Here is an 18187-nt window from a genome sequence, read left to right as displayed (position 1 = left end):
TACTTGATATCTTCAAAACAACGCAATACTAATCATGATGCGATCGCTTCCATTTACGATTTGAAAAGTCTACTAGAACGCCACGACATAGTGCTGGAGTGTATAGACAAATTAATCCTTCAAAATATTCCAGAAGGAGCGCATATTTTTGACCTCGGTTGCGGTACAGGACAAATTGCCCAACGGCTAATACAAAGAGGTTATCAAGTAACTGGGCTTGATAGCTCTGAAGGAATGCTTAATATTGCTCGTGAGAATGCACCAGAAGCTGAGTTTATTCTAGATGATGCCCGCTTTTTTAAATTACCGCCAACCTTTCATGCAGTTATTTCCACAGATGTAGTTCTGAATTATATCCTCAGCATTGAAGAATTACAGAATACATTGCAAAACGTGTATGATGCTTTGCTAGAAAATGGTATATTTGCCTTTGAATTATATCTAGAAGAATTATGTGAATCAAATTGGAAAAATAATGAATCTGGTGGAGGTGTAAAAGAAGATAATGTCTGGGTTGATATTTGGAGCTACGATTCAAACACCAAAATAGGTCGAAAAGACACCACCAGATTTGAATTTATAAATGGTAACTGGCAACGCTTAGATAGAAGCTTTTTCTTAAAAGCTTATTCAGCAGCAGAAGTTAAAATAGCTCTGGAAAAAGCAGGATTTACAGAAGTTAGTATCTATGATATTAACCGCGAACTTGAAGTAAATAAAACCTCTGAAGCTGCCTGTTTCGTTTGTCGTAAACAGCTAAATAAATCTTGAAAATCTCCAATTCTTCTCTCTGCGTTCTCTGCGCCTCTGCGGTTAATTTATTTTAAAAATGATTTAGGACTCCCATATATGCCAACTCAAATAACTCAGGGTTTTCGCCTTTCCCCTCAACAGAAGCGTCTTTGGTCATTACAGCAATATAATTCAGCTTATTTTGCTCAATCTGCCCTTCTTATAGAAGGCAATCTCAAACCAGAAGTATTAAAAGCTGCTTTAGAACAAGTCATTATTCGACATGGAATTTTACGTACAACTTTTCACTGCCTACCGGGAATGAAAATTCCTGTGATGGATGTAAAAAATAGTAGTATTCTATCGTGGGATAATATCGATCTGAGTCATTGTGAACCCAAGGAAATCTCAAGTAAAATTGCAGAGCTTTTCCAAACAGCAGCGGACCTAACTTTGGACTTTGAGCAAGGAACACTGTTACATATATCTCTACTAACGCTATCAATAAAAAAGCATATTTTACTTATTAGTCTGCCTTCAGTTTGTGCCGATACTTGGACACTCAAAAATCTGGTGACAGAAATCAGCAATTCATACTCTGCTTGTTTACAAGGTGAGAGACTATCTGAAGAAGTTGTACAATATCTACAATTCTCAGAATGGCAGAATCAATTACTCGCAGATGAAGATGCAGAAGCAGCGAAGCAATATTGGCATGAGCAAAAACTTTCTCCACTTGCTTCGTTGAAATTACCTTTTGAAAGCCAGCCATCACAGCCATCCAAGTTTGAGATCAACTGCTGTCGATTAGATATTCCTCCTGATGTGACAGCCAAGATTGCCAACTTAGCTCAAAAGTATGATACTTCTACTGCTGTCATCTTACTAGCTTGCTGGCAAACGCTGATTTGGCGACTTACAGGACAGCCAGATATCGTTGTTGGTATGGCTAGCGATCGCAGAGACTACGAAGAACTATACAATTTATTAGGACTTGTTGCCACTTGGTTGCCAATTAAAAGCCATTTGACACCAGACTTACGCTTTCAAGAAGTTGTAGAACTAGCTAATCAGACTATAGAAGCTAGTGCAGAATGGCAAGATTATTTTGTGCCAAAACCAATAGAAAATCACGAACAACTAGCTTTTCCCATCGGTTTCGAATTTGAGCAACTACCAGAAAAACTCGTTGCTGGCGACGTATCATTTTCTCTTGAGCAATATTACAGTTGTATTGAACAATTTAAAGTAAAACTCACTTGTACTCAACGCGAGCATTCTTTAACCACAGAGTTCTACTACGATGTAAATTACTTTACAGCCGATACTATTGAACGTCTAGCCAGAGAATTCCAAACTTTATTAACGAGTGTAACTGCTAATCCCGAAGAGAAAATTAGCCAATTAGAAATTCTCAGCTTTAGCGATCGCCAACAATTACTAGTAGAATTTAACCAAACATATATTGACAATCCCCAATATAAATGTATTCACCAACTATTTGAAGAACAAGTACAAAAAACACCAAATAAAATTGCTGTTGTCTTTGAAGATCAGCAACTCACTTATGCACAGTTGAACCGCAAAGCTAATCAACTTGCCCACTATTTGCAACAGCGAGGAGTCAAGCCGGAAGTTTTAGTAGGACTTTGCACAGAGCGTTCGCTCTTGATGATTATTGGGCTTTTGGGCATTATAAAAGCTGGTGGAGCCTATCTACCACTAGATCCAACCTTACCCAAGGAAGGTTTTGCTAGCCGATTGCAGGATATCGAAATACCATTGATATTGACACAACAGCGATTAGTCAATAACCTGCCAACAGATGTAGCACAGATAGTTTGCTTAGATACAGATTGGGATATCATTGCCGATCACAAAGATGAAAATCCCATCAGTGAAATCACAGCCCAGAATTTAGTTTATGTTTTGTTCACCTCTGGCTCTACTGGTAAACCGAAGGGAGTTGCGATCGAACACCAGCAACTACTGAATTACCTTCACGGAATCACACAGAGGTTAGACTTATCAACCACAACTAACTTTGCCACTGTTTCCACCTTAGCTGCTGACTTGGGTAACACTGGAATCTTTGCTGCCCTTTGTACTGGCGGATGTCTGCATATATTATCCATTGAGTGTGCTACTGACTCAGCAATCTTGGCAAAATACTGCCGTACCCATCCCATTGACTGCCTCAAAATTGTCCCCTCCCACCTTGCTACTCTTCTCGCCTCTGCCCCATCCGATTCCATCTTGCCCCGCCAGCAGCTAATTCTGGGTGGCGAAGCTGCAAGTTGGCAACTTATTGAGCAGATTCGGCAGCAAGCTCCATCCAGCTTAATCTTCAATCACTATGGCCCTACAGAAGCCACCGTAGGGGTTACTACCTTCGCAGTTCAAAATCAGCAAATTAGTACGCAGACAGTACCCCTTGGTCGTCCACTTGCCAATACGCAGATTTATTTACTAGATAAGCAACTGCAACCAGTACCCATCGGTGTACCAGGTGAACTGTATATTGGTGGTGCGGGGTTAGCCAGAGGTTATCTCAATCGCTCTGATATAACGGCAGAAAAGTTCATTCCTAATCCTTTTGCAGAGATGGGTTCGCGTCTATACAAAACTGGTGACATGGCTCGTTACTTAGCTGACGGCAATATTGAATTCATTGGACGAGTTGATCAGCAGGTAAAAATCAGGGGTTTTCGTGTTGAACTTGGAGAAATTGAAAGCGTACTGTGTCAACATCCGCAAGTACAACAAGCTGTAGTTTCTGTTCGGGAAGACAATAGCAACAAATCCTTAATCGCCTACGTTGTTTCTAAGCAAACACAAACACTCAATGTTAGCGAACTGCAAAGATTTATCAGAGAAAAACTACCAGAATACATGATGCCCTCAACTTTTATCATGTTGAAGGCTCTGCCACTAACATCCAATGGTAAAATCAACCGTAATGCACTTCCAGAATCAAATGGCGATCGCCCAGAATTGGCTGCAAATTATGAACCACCACAAACTGAGGTAGAGCAAAGTATCGCTGATATCTGGCAACAGATTCTTCATGTTGAGAAAGTGGGCATTCATGATAATTTCTTTGATATCGGTGGTCACTCATTATTGCTTGTTCAAGCTCACGCTAAACTACGAGAAATTTTCCTCAGCAATATATCGGTGATTAATTTATTTGAATATCCAACTATCAACTCATTAGCTAAATATTTAACGAGAAAACAGACGGAAGTAGCCTCTTTTGAAGAAAGCACTCAACGCGCTCAAAGCCGCACTGATTCTAGGCAGTCACGGGCGCAATACAGGTAAAATAATTTGACCAAAAGTAGCACGACTAAAACCTTTACTAATAACAGCTTACCCATGACACCTGACGATTGTAAGGAGACTCAAATCAGCGATTTAGATATAGCTATTATTGGTATGTCGGGACGTTTTCCTAAAGCTAGTAATTTGGATAACTTCTGGCAAAACCTCAAAGATGGTTTGGAAGCAATTTCATTTTTTTCAGACCAAGAGCTAGAATCAATGGGAGTAGATACAAATACAATAAATGATCCCAATTATGTCAAAGCAAATGCTGTACTAGAAGATATAGAATTATTTGATGCTGCATTCTTTGATTACTCTCCCAAAACAGCAGAAATAATAGATCCCCAGCACCGCCTCTTTTTGGAAACAGCTTGGGAGGCTTTGGAAAATTCTGGCTATGATTCTAAAACTTATCAAGGTCGAATTAGTGTTTACGGTAGCGCCAGTATTAGTAGTTACTTTTTATTCAATCTTTTTTCCAATCCTGAATTAATCAAATTAGTTGGTCTTGACCAAATTAGACATCATAATCGTACAGATAATCTGACTACACGAGTTGCTTATAAATTAGATTTAAAGGGTTCAGCTATCACTGTTCAAACTGGATGTTCTAGTTCATTAGTTGCTATTCATTTAGCCTGCCAAAGCTTAATAGATCGTGAATCCGATCTGGTTTTAGCAGGTGGAGTTTCTATAACTAACTTAAAAAAGACTGGCTATGCGTATCAAGAGGGGGGAATTTTGTCTCCCGATGGACATTGCCGCGCCTTTGATGCCAAAGCGCAAGGAACAGTTGGCGGTGATGGGGTAGGTATAGTAATTTTAAAACGATTAGCAGATGCGATCGCTAATGGAGATTATATTCATGCTGTGATTAAAGGTTCAGCGATTAATAATGATGGTGCTGCCAAAATTGGCTATACAGCTCCTAGTATCGATGGTCAAGCCAAGGTGATTGCAGAGGCTCTGGCCATCAGCAGAATCGAACCCGATATGGTCAGTTATGTAGAAGCTCATGGCACCGGCACAGTTTTAGGAGATCCGATTGAAATTGCAGCCTTAACTAAATCTTTTCGCGCCAAAACTCAGAAAAAGAATTTCTGCGCCATTGGTTCGGTAAAAACGAATATCGGCCACCTAGATACTGCATCTGGTGTTGCAGGTTTAATCAAGACTGTCCTCGCACTCAAACACAAGCAAATACCACCCACCTTACACTTTCAAGAACCATCACCCCAGATTGATTTTGCTAACAGTCCATTCTACGTTAACGCCAAGCTTTCAGAATGGAAGTCAAATGGACACCCTAGACGTGCAGGAGTCAGTTCTTTTGGTATTGGTGGCACTAACGCTCATATAGTTTTAGAAGAAGCTCCCGTAGAGAAGCAGAGGGAGCAACTGAGTAAACATCATCTGTTGGTTGTTTCTGCGAAAACAGAATCAGCATTAGAGACAGCTACGGCAAATCTGGCTAATCATCTCAAACAGCATCCCGATTTAAACTTAGCTGATGTTGCTTACACTCTTAAAGTAGGTCGTCGAGCTTTTAACTATCGTCGGATGGTAGTTTGTCAAGATATTGATGATGCAATCAAAGTTTTAGAAAGAAAAGACCCGGAACGAGTTCTCACGCACTATCAAGAACCAGGTGAGCCAGAAGTTGTATTTATGTTTCCCGGTCAGGGATCTCAATATGTAGGAATGGGTCTAGGATTATACCAAACTGAGCCAATTTTCCGAGAACAAGTTGATTATTGCTGTGAACAACTTAAACCTATTTTAGGGTTAGACTTATGCACTATTCTCTATCCCAGCCAAGAACAGAGCCAATGGGCGACACAGCAGTTAATACAAACTAACATTACCCAGCCGGCGTTGTTCGTAATTGAATATGCTTTAGCACAATTGTGGATAGCTAGGGGAGTGCATCCTAATGCAATGATCGGTCACAGTATAGGAGAATATGTCGCTGCTTGTTTAGCTGGGGTATTTTCTTTAGAAGATGCTTTAATGCTAGTTGCTACTCGTGGGAAACTGATGCAGCAACTACCTTCAGGTGCAATGCTGGCTGTAGCGCTACCGGAGAAAAAAGTTATGCAGATGCTAGGTGATAAACTTTCCTTAGCAGCCATTAACGCACCAGAGCGTTGTGTAGTTTCGGGCCCAAGTGCAGAGATTGAAGATTTGCAAAACCGCTTAACTGAGCAAGGAATTGACTACCGTTCTCTGCATACATCTCACGCCTTTCATTCTCAAATGATGGACTCGATTCTAGAGCCGTTTACCAAGCTATTAGCAAAAATCAATCTTAATCACCCAAAAATTCCTTTTTTATCTAACGTAACTGGTACTTGGATTACTCCAGAAGAGGCAACAAATAACAGTTATTGGGCTAAACATTTGCGGTCATCAGTACGCTTTGCTGATGGCATTATTGAATTGTGTAAACAGCCAAATCGGATTTTTTTAGAAATTGGGGCTGGTCGCACTTTAAGTACTTTGACTAAGCAACAATTCCCGGAAAAATTTGTGTTTTGTTCTATAAGTCATCCTCATGAGCAACAATCTGATGCTGTATTCTTATTAAATACTCTGGGATATTTATGGATGTATGGAATACAAGTAGATTGGTCAGGGTTCTATGCCAATCAAAAACGTCATCGACTTCCCTTACCAACTTATCCTTTTGAACGAAAAAAATACTGGGTTGACTCTGCTAACGTTAATAACCAGAAGTTGCAGAATGAACAAATTAGTAGTCAGCCAAATAATTTAGGAGATAAATCACAACCTTTAAGTATTGAATCCCAGCAAAACAATATCCTTCAACTTAATAGCAAAAATCAGAAAAGTGGAGATCGTATTAAAAAAATAATCAACACTCAAATCTCTATCATGTTTAAGCAATTAGAACTATTAGACAAAGATATATAATTTCAGCTAACAGTAATTCCCTTTTTAGTGATTAGCAGTCTCAATAAATGTAAAACATTATGGATGAAGATTCTCGATATAAAAAAATAGTATCAACTCTCAAGCACATTGTTAGTGAATCATTGGGAGTTAAATCAACGGTAATAGATATTCATACTCCTTTTCTACAGATGGGCGTTGACTCTCTAATTTTATTGCAAATTAACCGTACTATTCAACAACAGCTAGGTATCGATATTTCTTTTCGTTTATTGCTTGAAAAATTATCAACAATTCATGCGTTAGGAACTCATGTAGCTCAAAAATTACCTTCAAAAAATCCTATTTTAGAGCCTTCTTTTCAGGAATCAACATTTAGTCCAATATTACAAGCACATACTGAACCAACACTTGCCATACAGACTTCAGATACACAAAGTTTGGAGCCAGAAGATGAAAATTTTGTAACAGGTACAGTACTCGAAGAGGTAATAGAACAGCAGCTTGAGTTGATGTCCAAACAACTAGCAATTTTGCAAAAAGCAGGTTCATCGAAGAAGATATTATCTGTACAAAAAGCAATCACATCTACCCCTATTCAGGATGAGGTAGGACAAATTGCTAAATCTTTAATTAATAACTCTGATTTTCCAGAAAATTCATCATCGATTCAGGTTGAGTCTAAGCAACAACTCATAAACCAAACAATTGAGCCTCTTGATTTAGAATCAAAGACTCTGTTAACTCCCGGTCAACAAAAACATTTAGATGCTTTAATTGCACGTTTTGTTCAACTGACTCCAGAATCTAAACGACTTACTCAAGCTTATCGCTCCTACCATGCTAATAGCAGAGCAATAACAGGGTTCTTGCCCTCGATTAAAGAGATGTTGTATCCCATTCACGGACAGCGTGGAGAAGGAGCCAGACTTTGGGATGTTGATGGCAAAGAGTATGTAGACATTTCGATGGGGTTTGGGGCGCTTTTATTTGGTCATTCACCTCCCTTTGTCATCGAAGCTATTCAAGAACAAATAAAGCAAGGTATATTGCATGGGCCACAATCGCGTCTTGCCGGTCAGGTTGCGGAGTTAATTTGTGAGTTGACAGGTGCGGAACGGGCAGCTTTTTGTAACGATGGTACAGAAGCTGTAATGGGAGCAATCCGCCTAGCACGTGCTACTACAAGACGCTCTAAGATTGCTTTATTTGCTGGTTCTTATCACGGTATTTATGATGGGATTTTGGTAAGAGGAGTAACTACCAGCGAAGAAACGCGGCGTTCTATCCCTAGAGCTATAGGTATTCCATCATACATTGCTGATGATGTCATCGTACTCGACTATGGCAAACCTGAATCCCTAGAAATTCTGAAAACTCATGCTCACGAACTGGCAGCAGTTCTGGTGGAGCCGATACAAAGCAGTCGCCCAGATTTACAACCTCAAGAGTTTCTGCTCGAACTCAGACAATTAACTCAAGCAACAGGAACCGTATTAATTTTCGACGAAGTAATTACCGGCTTTCGGATGCACCCAGGCGGGATTCAGGGATTGTGGAATATTCAAGCAGATTTGACCACTTATGGTAAAGCTGTTGCGGCTGGGATACCAATTGGGGTTATAGCTGGTAAAGCAGCTTTGATGGATATATTTGACGGTGGGATGTGGAACTATGGAGATGAATCTTATCCTCAAGCGGAAACCACAGTATTTGCGGGTACTTTTTTCAAACATCCTTTGGTAATGGCTGCGGCTTGGGCTACACTCAACCATATTAAAAATAGTGGCCCGATATTACAGCAGGAGTTATCTGAAAAAACAACGAAATTAGCCCAGACTCTTAATAGTTACTTTGAACAAAGACAAGTTCCTATTCAAGTAGTCCATTTTGGTTCGCTGTTTCGTTTTATAGCCTCATCGCCCCTCAAATTTGGTCAGTTGTTTTTCTACCATTTACTAGAAAAAGGCGTTTATGTCTGGGAAGGACGCACTTTTTATCTGTCTACGGCACATACAGATGCAGATATTGAACACGTAATTGGGGCAGTCAAGGAAAGCATAGTAGAAATGCAGCAAGGGGAATTATTACCACCTGCCCCGATTTCAACAACGCTCAAAATTCCCCTGACAGCAGCACAAAAAGAACTGTGGTTTTTAGCACAGATGGGAGATGAAGTTTCCCGCGCCTACAACGAATCTAGAACTATCCATCTGCGAGGGGCTGGCAATTTATTCGCAGTACGTAAGGCTGTTCAGGAAATTATCAATCGTCACGAAGCGCTGCGAACTACTTTTAGCCCAGAAGGGGATAATCAACTGATTCATTCCACTTTGACTATAGACATTCCTGTGAGCGACTTTTCAACTTTAGATAAAAGTCAACGAGAAACACAGCTATCGGAATTGTTAACACGAGAAGCTCAACAAATTTTCGATTTAGAAAAAGGGCCATTACTGAAGTGTCATATAGTCAAGTTACAAGAAGATCATCATCTTGTAATTCTGACAAATCATCATATTGTTGCTGATGGTTGGTCAATTAGTATTTTGTTACGAGAACTAGCAGCAATTTATTCAGCAGAGTGCCAAGGAATTGCTAGCCAACTTCCGCAACCCATGAAATGGAGTGAGTATGCTCTGTGGCAAGTACAAATGCAACAGAGTCCCGAAATGGCAAAAGCTGAAGCTTATTGGCTGAGTCAATTTGCCAGTTCAGTGCCTGTATTGGAATTACCAACTGACCGTCCTCGACCACCGATATTTTCGTACACAGGAGCGCGAGAAAATCTCATTCTCGATTCCAGCTTATATAATTCTTTGAAAAGCTTAAGTGTACAACGTGGTTATACTTTATTTACGATTCTTTTAACAGCATTTATCACCTTATTGCAACGATTGACGAATCAACAAGATATCGTTGTTGGCATTGCTTCGGCTGGACAATCTGCGATCGCAGATGAATATCTGGTTGGCCACTGTGTTAATCTGTTGCCCATACGCAGCCAAGTTATTGGCAACCCAAGATTCACAGAATATTTGAGTTCAATCCAGCAGGTATTGTTGGATGCTTACGAGTATCAAATTTATCCTTTCATTAAACTAATTGAAAATTTAAAGTTACCACGAGACCCTAGCCGCACCCCTCTTTTTACCACAGGGTTTAATTTGGACAAAGCTCAATTTGAGTCTAGGTCTTTAAAACAAGAGTTTGAGGTAGCTAAAAATTCTACCGGTGCAACTAAGCTGGATATTAATTTAAATATTCTTCAGACAGACAGTGAACTACTGGTAGAACTGGAATACAACACTAATTTATTTGATACCCAAACAATTCAGCGTTGGCTCGGACATTACGTAACCTTACTAGAAGGTGTTGTCGCCAACCCAGAGCAATCCCTTGCAGAATTGCCTATATTGACACAAACCCAACAGCATCAGTTGTTGGTGGAATGGAATAATACTAAGGTTGACTATCCTGGTGACTATTGTATCCATCAGTTATTTGAGTCTCAAGTAGAGCGATTTCCTGATGCAATTGCCGTAAGTTTTGAAAACCAAAACCTCACCTATCGAGAGCTAAATCACCGCGCAAATCAAGTGGCGCATTATTTACAATCGCTTGGGGTCAAACCAGAGGTTTTAGTAGGGATTTGTGTAGAGCGATCGCTCGAAATGGCGATCGGAATTTTAGGTATTCTCAAAGCTGGTGGCGCTTATGTGCCGTTAGATCCATCCTACCCACAAGAACGACTAGCTTTGATATTAAACGATGTCAAACCTTTCGTGTTGCTTACCCAAAAGCATCTGGTTACGGAACTCCCTACATCTGCGGCTCAGGTTGTTTGCCTAGACGAATGGGATCTGTATGCCCAGGAAAGTCAGGAAAATCCTAGTAGTGGTGTAACAGCCGAAAATCTGGCTTATGTGATTTACACTTCTGGGTCTACAGGAACACCTAAAGGCGTTCTGATTTCGCATCAAGCTTTAGTGAACCACAGTATTGCTGCTGCTAAAGCTTATGAACTGCAACCAGAAGATCGCGTTCTCCAATTCGCTTCTGTGAGCTTTGATGTAACAGCTGAAGAATTATTTCCATCATGGTTAAGTGGTTCAACTGTAGTCATCCGACCCAATCAGGTATTATTGTTTGCTCACTTTGGAAAATTCTTGGCACAGGAAAAACTAACTGTCCTCAATTTACCAACAGCCTATTGGCATGAGTGGGTGTCCGACTTGGTTCAAACAACAGCACCATTACCGCCGACGCTGCGCTTGGTGATTGTCGGAACTGAGCAAGCTTTACCAGAAAAACTTGCACTTTGGCATAAACTGGTAAGCGATCGCTCCAAGAGTCCCCGTATCCGTTGGCTTAATGCTTATGGCCCAACTGAGGCAACTATTGGTGTCACAATTTTTGAACCAGTTGAACCAGTTACCTATTCAGAGAACCAACCCGTTTATTGTGTACCTGTTGGTCGTCCCATTGCCAACACCCAGGTATACTTGCTAGACAAACATTTGCAGCTTACACCTGTAGGAGTACCAGGCGAGTTGTATATTGGTGGTATTGGAATTGCCAGGGGCTACCTCAATCATCCTGAACTGACTGCCGAAAAATTTATTCCTAACCCTTTTGGCGAAAAATCGGGGATGCGTCTGTATCGCACCTGTGATTTAGCCCGCTACTTACCCAACGGGGATATCGAACTCCTGGGACGTATTGACGATCAAGTAAAAATTCGGGGCTTCCGCATCGAACTGGGCGAGATATCAGCAAAATTGCAGCAGCATAATAAAGTACGCGAAGCCGTGGTCATAGCTAGGGAAGACGAGCATGGTGATAAGCACTTAGTGGCTTATGTCAGCCCTCAGCCAGAACAGACACTAACAATTACTGAGTTGCGTGGCTTTCTTCAGGAGAAGCTACCGCAATATATGATGCCCTCAAGTTTCATTATCCTGCCAACCTTGCCTTTGTTGCCCAACGGTAAACTCGATAAGCGATCGCTACCTGCACCAGAAATTCGCCCAGAGTTAGAAGCTGCTTATGTAATGCCGCAAACACAGATGGAACAAACCATTGCTGGAGTTTGGCAAAAGGCTCTCAATATTGACAACATAGGCGTTCACGATAACTTCTTTGAACTCGGCGGTCATTCATTACTCATGGTGAAAGTTCATAGCCAATTACACGAAATATTCCAAACTGATTTATCAATGCTCGATATGTTCAGATATCCGACTATTAACTCTCTTGCAGAGTTCTTTAGTCAAACTAAAAATCAAACATCATCTTTTAGCGAAACTAATATTTCAATAGAAAAAATTTCCCTTGGTAAATCTAAACAGAAAAAACGTTTACAGAAAATAAAGTTGATGATGAATAATCAAGGAGCTAATGAAGAATGAGTATCCCCATAGAAGCTTTTCATCATAACGGTTCAGAAATCGCAATTATTGGTCTAGCAGGTCGGTTTCCTGGTGCCAAAAACGTTGATGAATTTTGGCAAAATCTCCAAAATGGTGTAGAGTCAATTTCAGTTTTTACTGATGAAGAACTGTTAGCTTATGGGTTAGATGCAGCTACACTCAATAACCCAAAGTTTGTTAAAGCACGAGCTGTATTAGAAGATGTAGAACTTTTTGATGCTGCATTTTTTGGCTTTAATCCCAGAGAAGCGGAAATTACCGATCCACAACATCGCCTCTTTTTAGAATGTGCGTATACTGCTCTTGAAGATGCTGGCTATGACTCAGAAAATTATCAAGGTTCTATTGGAGTTTATGCAGGGGCTAGCTTAAGTAGGTACTTACTCAATATTCTTTTAAACGAAGATATTATTGGATCTATAGATAATCACCAACTTGCGATCGCAGGTGACAAAGACTATTTAACTACCCGCGTTTCTTACAAACTGAATCTAGAAGGGCCAAGCTTCACTGTTCAAACCGCCTGCTCTACTTCATTAGTCGCTGTTCATTTAGCCACTCAAAGCTTACTAAACGGGGAATGCGATCTAGCTTTGGCAGGTGGGGTTTCCATCAGTTCTTCCAGAAAAACGGGCTATGTTTACAAAGAGGGGGCAATTGGTTCTCCTGACGGACACTGCCGCGCTTTTGATGCTCAAGCACAGGGAACTGTCGGTGGCGAAGGTGTAGGCATCGTGGTTTTGAAGCGATTAGAGGATGCTTTAGCAGATGGGGATACCATCCATGCTGTCATTAAAGGTTCCGCTATTAATAACGATGGCTCTTTCAAAGTCAGCTATACAGCACCACGGATAGATGGTCAAGCCAAGGTGATTAGAACTGCTCAAGTTGTTGCCGAGGTTGAACCCGAAACGATTACCTATATTGAAGCTCATGGCACAGGAACATCACTAGGAGATCCGATTGAAATCGCGGCGTTAACACAAGCTTTTCGAGCCAGTACTGACAAAAAAGGCTTCTGCGCCATTGGTTCAGTAAAAACCAACATTGGCCATTTAGATGCTGCTGCTGGGGTAACAGGTCTAATCAAAACTGTTCTGGCGCTGAAGCATCAACAAATACCGCCTAGCTTGCACTTTCAGGAACCTAATCCGCAAATTGATTTTGCTAACAGTCCTTTTTATGTCAACACCAAACTTGCCCAATGGACAACAAATAACATTCCTCGCCGCGCTGGAGTCAGTTCTTTTGGGATTGGTGGGACTAATGCCCATGTAATTTTGGAAGAAGCGCCTGTGGGGAGGCAGGGGGAGCAGGGGAGGAAATATCATCTCTTGGTTCTTTCTGCAAAAACGGAATCGGCGTTAGAAACAGCTACGGCGAATCTGGCTAATCATCTCCAGCAGTATCCTTTGAACCTTGCAGATGTGGCTCATACCCTTGGTGTAGGTCGTCGAGCTTTTGATCATCGTCGGATGGTGGTATGCCAAGACATGAATGATGCGGTAAAGGTGCTTTCTACTTCAGAATCACAACGAATATTCACCCACTACCAGCAGCCTTGCAATCGTCCTGTGGTGTTTATGTTTTCTGGGCAAGGAACGCAGTATGTGAATATGGCTAGAGAACTCTACGAGAGTGAGCCAACTTTTACACTTACAGTTGATCGTTGTTGTGAGTTGCTAAAACCACATTTAGGTTTTGACCTACGCCATGTATTGTATCCAGATGAGGCACAGACAGCCAAGGCAACAGAGCAGCTTAAACAGACAATTGTTGCTCAACCAGCATTATTTGTCATTGAGTACGCCCTAGCTCAATTGTGGATGTCATGGGGTGTACACCCAGAGGCGATGATTGGTCACAGTATTGGGGAGTATGTAGCCGCTACTTTAGCTGGAGTTTTTTCGCTAGAAGATGCTTTAGCGCTAGTCGCAATCCGAGGACGACTGATACAGAAACTTCCTAGTGGGGAAATGCTCTCTATCCAACTTTCTGAATCAGAGATACAACCCCTGCTAACGGAGGAACTATCTTTAGCTGCAAGTAATGGGCCTTCCTACTGCGTGGTTTCTGGTGTAGCTGAAGCGATCGCACAATTACAACAACAGCTAGAAGCCAAAGGTATAGGCTGCCGGAGGTTACAGACCTCTCATGCCTTTCATTCTCCCATGATGGAGCCAATTCTCCAGCCATTTACAGAGCATTTACAAAAACTCCAACTTCATCCTCCGAAGATTGAGTTTATCTCTAACGTCAGTGGCACTTGGATCGCTGTAGCAGAAGCAACAGACCCCAAATATTGGGTAAAGCATTTACGGCAAACAGTGCGCTTTAACCAAGGGATAACTGAGTTACTCAAAACACAAGAGCGGATCTTCTTAGAGGTTGGCCTAGGACGGACTTTAAGTACTTTTGTCAAGCAACATCATCAGGACAAACTCATAGTACTGACCTCAATCCGTCATCCACAAGAACAACAATCGGATGTAGCATTTTTACTCAACTCTTTGGGACGGCTCTGGCTTTGTGGTATCAAAGTAGACTGGTCTAGTTTTTATGCTAACGAACAACGTCATCATATTCCCTTACCAACCTATCCATTTGAGCGCCAACGTTACTGGATTGAAGCACAAAAACAGCCAAGACAAACGGCAGTTGATTTAAGTAAATCTTTGGTAGAGGCTTGTAGGGTAAAGGCTCGTGCTAGCATCGCCACATTGGACGAGCAAACTTATTTGCTGAATAAACAGTGTTTGGATCGTTTGTGTGCTTCCTATATAAACCTTTCTCTCCAGCGTTTAGGTGCTTTTAACAGCTTCAATGAGCAATATTCTTTTGAGGAGTTGTGTGAGCAATGCCAGATTATTCCTCGCTATCGGCAATTGTTGTATCGCTTTTTAGATGTACTCGTAGAACAAGGTGATCTACAACAAGAAAAGGATTTATTTACAAACCTTGTTCCCTGTTCTACAGACTCGATTAACGCTCTGGTAGAAGAAGTTAAAATCAAATGCGTACATACACCTCATGTTCTACATATCGTCCAGGAATGTGGTGAGAATCTGCCAGATGTGCTGACTGGTGAAAAAGAACCGTTAGAGTTGTATTTTGCGGTAAAAGAAAACAAACCAGAAATTGCAAATTCAGAATTACCTCTGGATACCCATTTAAAAGGGATCATGCAAGCAGGCATAGAACAGGTAGTAAAGTCATTACCACCAGATGTAAACCTGAGAATTCTGGAAATTGGTGGTGGAGGGGGTCTTGCTACGACAGAATTGCTACCTGTATTGCCATCTGAGCGCACCAACTACACTTTTACAGATGTAGGGGGTTTGTTTTTGAATCAAGCCAAACAGCAGTTTAGCGCTTATCCGTTTGTTGAATATCGTTTTCTAGATATTGAAAAACCGCCAACTGCACAAGGATTCAACAGCCACAGTTTTGATGTGGTGGTAGCTGTCAACGTGTTGCACGTAACCCGAAATATAACAAAAACCCTGGAGCATGTGCGATCGCTACTAGCTCCTGGAGGATTCCTGCTATTGTGGGAAATAACTCAACCACAATTAGACTTTGATCTCACCGATGGACTGCTAATGAATCCTTTAGAGGATGAAGAACGCAGCCGTGGTAATCCGTTTTTATCACAAAAGCAATGGCAGGAAGCACTACGTTCTCAAGGGTTTGTTGAGGTAGCGGCTGTCTCTGAAACTGAAGCTTTCGGCGAACAGATTTTGGTGGCTCAGGCTGCTGCATCGATAACTAACTCAGCACCTACAGCATTTACCGTCACCAAGCAAAAAGCTCTTAAAGAGCAGAACCAAGATTTATTAGCTAAAAAATCAGATATTGCTGACTGGTTTTACATTCCTTCTTGGAAACGTACTATGCCACCACAGCCTTCTCAAGCTGGACTTGAGGGAAAAGCAGGATGCTGGTTAGTGTTTATGGATGAGTGCGGCTTGGGTGAGAAGTTGATAAAACAACTAGTACTTGAGAATCAAGATGTTATTTCCGTCAGGGTGGGAGAGCAATTTCAGCAAAATAGCGAATATCCTCAACGCACATATACGATTAATCCAAAAAAAGAGGATGATTACCATACCTTGCTCAAGGAACTTCGGAGCCTGGGTAAGATTCCCAAAAGGATTGTTCATCTGTGGAGTGTGACATCAAACAGTTACACCAACTCAACAATTGAAGCTTTAGGCTGGTCGAGTTTATTGTTTTTGGCACAGGCTATTACAGAAAATAATCAAACAGATGCTTTAGAAATTAGTATTGTCTCCAACAATTTACAGGAAATAACTGGTTCAGAAATACTGTGTCCAGAAAAGGCACTGGTTCTTGGAACTTGCAAAGTTATGCCGCTTGAGTATCCAAATATAACTTGTCGCAGTATTGATGTTGTAGTTCCTGTAGAAAGTGGTCAAGAAGAACTCATCCAAACACTAATAGCGGAATTTACAACCCCTACATCTGACCAAATTATTGCTTACCGTGGGCGAAATCGCTGGGTACAAGATTTTGAACCTGTACAACTACACAAAACCGTTAATGAAAATCTCCGCCTTAGAAAACAGGGAGTATATCTCATCACTGGTGGATTAGGAGGTGTTGGTCTACTGCTAGCAGAATATCTAGCGCAGACCGTGCAAGCAAAACTTATATTAGTAGGACGTTCAACTTTTCCCGACCAAGATGAATGGTCTGAATGGTTATCGACTCACGATTCACAAGATCATATCAGTCAGAAGATCCAAAAATTGCAGGGAATGAAGGCATTAGGTGCAGAGGTAATGGTAATCAGTGCCGATGTTACCAACCTTGAACAGATGTCCGCAGTGTTTAAAAAAGCTAATCAACGATTTGGTGAGATTCATGGAGTAATTCATGCAGCCGCAGTTTTTGGCGGAGGGATGATGCAACTCACAACAAAAGAAACTGTAGCCAAATCTTTAGCGCCAAAAGTGCAAGGAACACGAGTACTTGAAACTCTATTTAAAGAAAAGAACCTGGATTTCTTTGTACTCTGTTCATCACTAAGTTCATTTGTTGGTACATCTGGAATGGCAGATTATACAGCTGCAAATGCCTTCCTTGACTCCTTTGCTCACTACAGCGCTTCTAAATATGGAACATGGAAATTCATTAAGTCTATTAACTGGGATAGATGGAACAACGTAGGAATGGCAATTCCTGTTGAAGCACGCCATCAAGAAATCACAGGAGAAAGATTGGCAGCAGGAATGACTGATTTGGAGGGCATAGAGGCTTTTAAACGTATTTTGTGTAGTAGTACAGTTTCTCAAATAATTGTATCAACACAAGATTTTCTCAATCTAATTAAGCCAAAGAAAACTCCTAAGTCTTTGGAGGAGAAATTAGCCCAGCTTAGTCAATTCAAACCAACTCACCCCCGCCCTAAATTAGCAAATGCTTATATTGCTCCTAGTAATGAAATTGAGCGAACCCTTGCTGACGTTTGGCAACAACTTCTAGGGATTGAAAAAGTGGGTATTCACGATAACTTCTTTGAGTTAGGAGGAGACTCTTTATTTGCGACTCAATTAGTTTCTGAACTATGCAAAACTTTTCAAACAGAACTTTCTTACAAAGGCTTTTTTAATGGCCCGACTATAGCTGAGTTAGCTGAAGTTATTGTCCAAAAACTGGCTAACCAGACAAATTTAGAGGAATTGGCTCAAGCTTTAGCAGATATTGAACAACTATCACAGGATGAAGTGCAGGCATTAATTGCTTCACAACACTAAGTA

The 18187-nt window shown here is 41.1% G+C and carries 4 protein-coding genes and 1 pseudogene; all 5 read left to right on the top strand.

The window, feature by feature from the left end:
* Positions 1-3 precede the first annotated feature (3 nt).
* The 5 genes and pseudogenes from ACFFRD_RS08015 to ACFFRD_RS07995 all read left to right on the top strand — a co-directional run bounded on the left by ACFFRD_RS08015 (position 4) and on the right by ACFFRD_RS07995 (position 18184).
* Positions 4-771, top strand: coding sequence for a class I SAM-dependent DNA methyltransferase (locus ACFFRD_RS08015; protein WP_392481079.1), 768 nt, complete (start codon positions 4-6; stop codon positions 769-771).
* A gap of 78 nt (positions 772-849) precedes the next feature.
* On the top strand, positions 850-4056 hold the full coding sequence (locus ACFFRD_RS08010; RefSeq protein WP_392481078.1) for an amino acid adenylation domain-containing protein: 3207 nt from the start codon (positions 850-852) through the stop codon (positions 4054-4056).
* 54 nt (positions 4057-4110) lie between these two features.
* Positions 4111-6828, top strand: a pseudogene (locus tag ACFFRD_RS08005) (type I polyketide synthase); the annotation flags it as partial.
* A gap of 224 nt (positions 6829-7052) precedes the next feature.
* Positions 7053-12383, top strand: a complete 5331-nt coding sequence (locus ACFFRD_RS08000; protein WP_392481077.1) for an amino acid adenylation domain-containing protein — start codon at positions 7053-7055, stop codon at positions 12381-12383.
* Entirely contained in the window at positions 12380-18184 is a 5805-nt protein-coding gene (locus tag ACFFRD_RS07995) for an SDR family oxidoreductase (RefSeq protein WP_392481076.1), read from the top strand. Before ACFFRD_RS08000 ends, ACFFRD_RS07995 begins: the two co-directional genes overlap by 4 nt.
* Positions 18185-18187: the final 3 nt, after the last annotated feature.

Origin of the sequence: Nostoc sp. C110 (assembly GCF_043099725.1) — a bacterium.
GTDB classification, from domain to species: domain Bacteria; phylum Cyanobacteriota; class Cyanobacteriia; order Cyanobacteriales; family Nostocaceae; genus Nostoc; species Nostoc muscorum_A.
This window is presented reverse-complemented; position numbering and strand designations above follow the sequence as displayed.

Bases quoted from the DNA above. Each gene is read 5' to 3' on its own strand.
- ACFFRD_RS08000 (WP_392481077.1), top strand. From the start codon at position 7,053: ATGGATGAAGATTCTCGATATAAAAAAATAGTATCAACTCTCAAGCAC.
- ACFFRD_RS08010 (WP_392481078.1), top strand. From the start codon at position 850: ATGCCAACTCAAATAACTCAGGGTTTTCGCCTTTCCCCTCAACAGAAG.
- ACFFRD_RS07995 (WP_392481076.1), top strand. From the start codon at position 12,380: ATGAGTATCCCCATAGAAGCTTTTCATCATAACGGTTCAGAAATCGCA.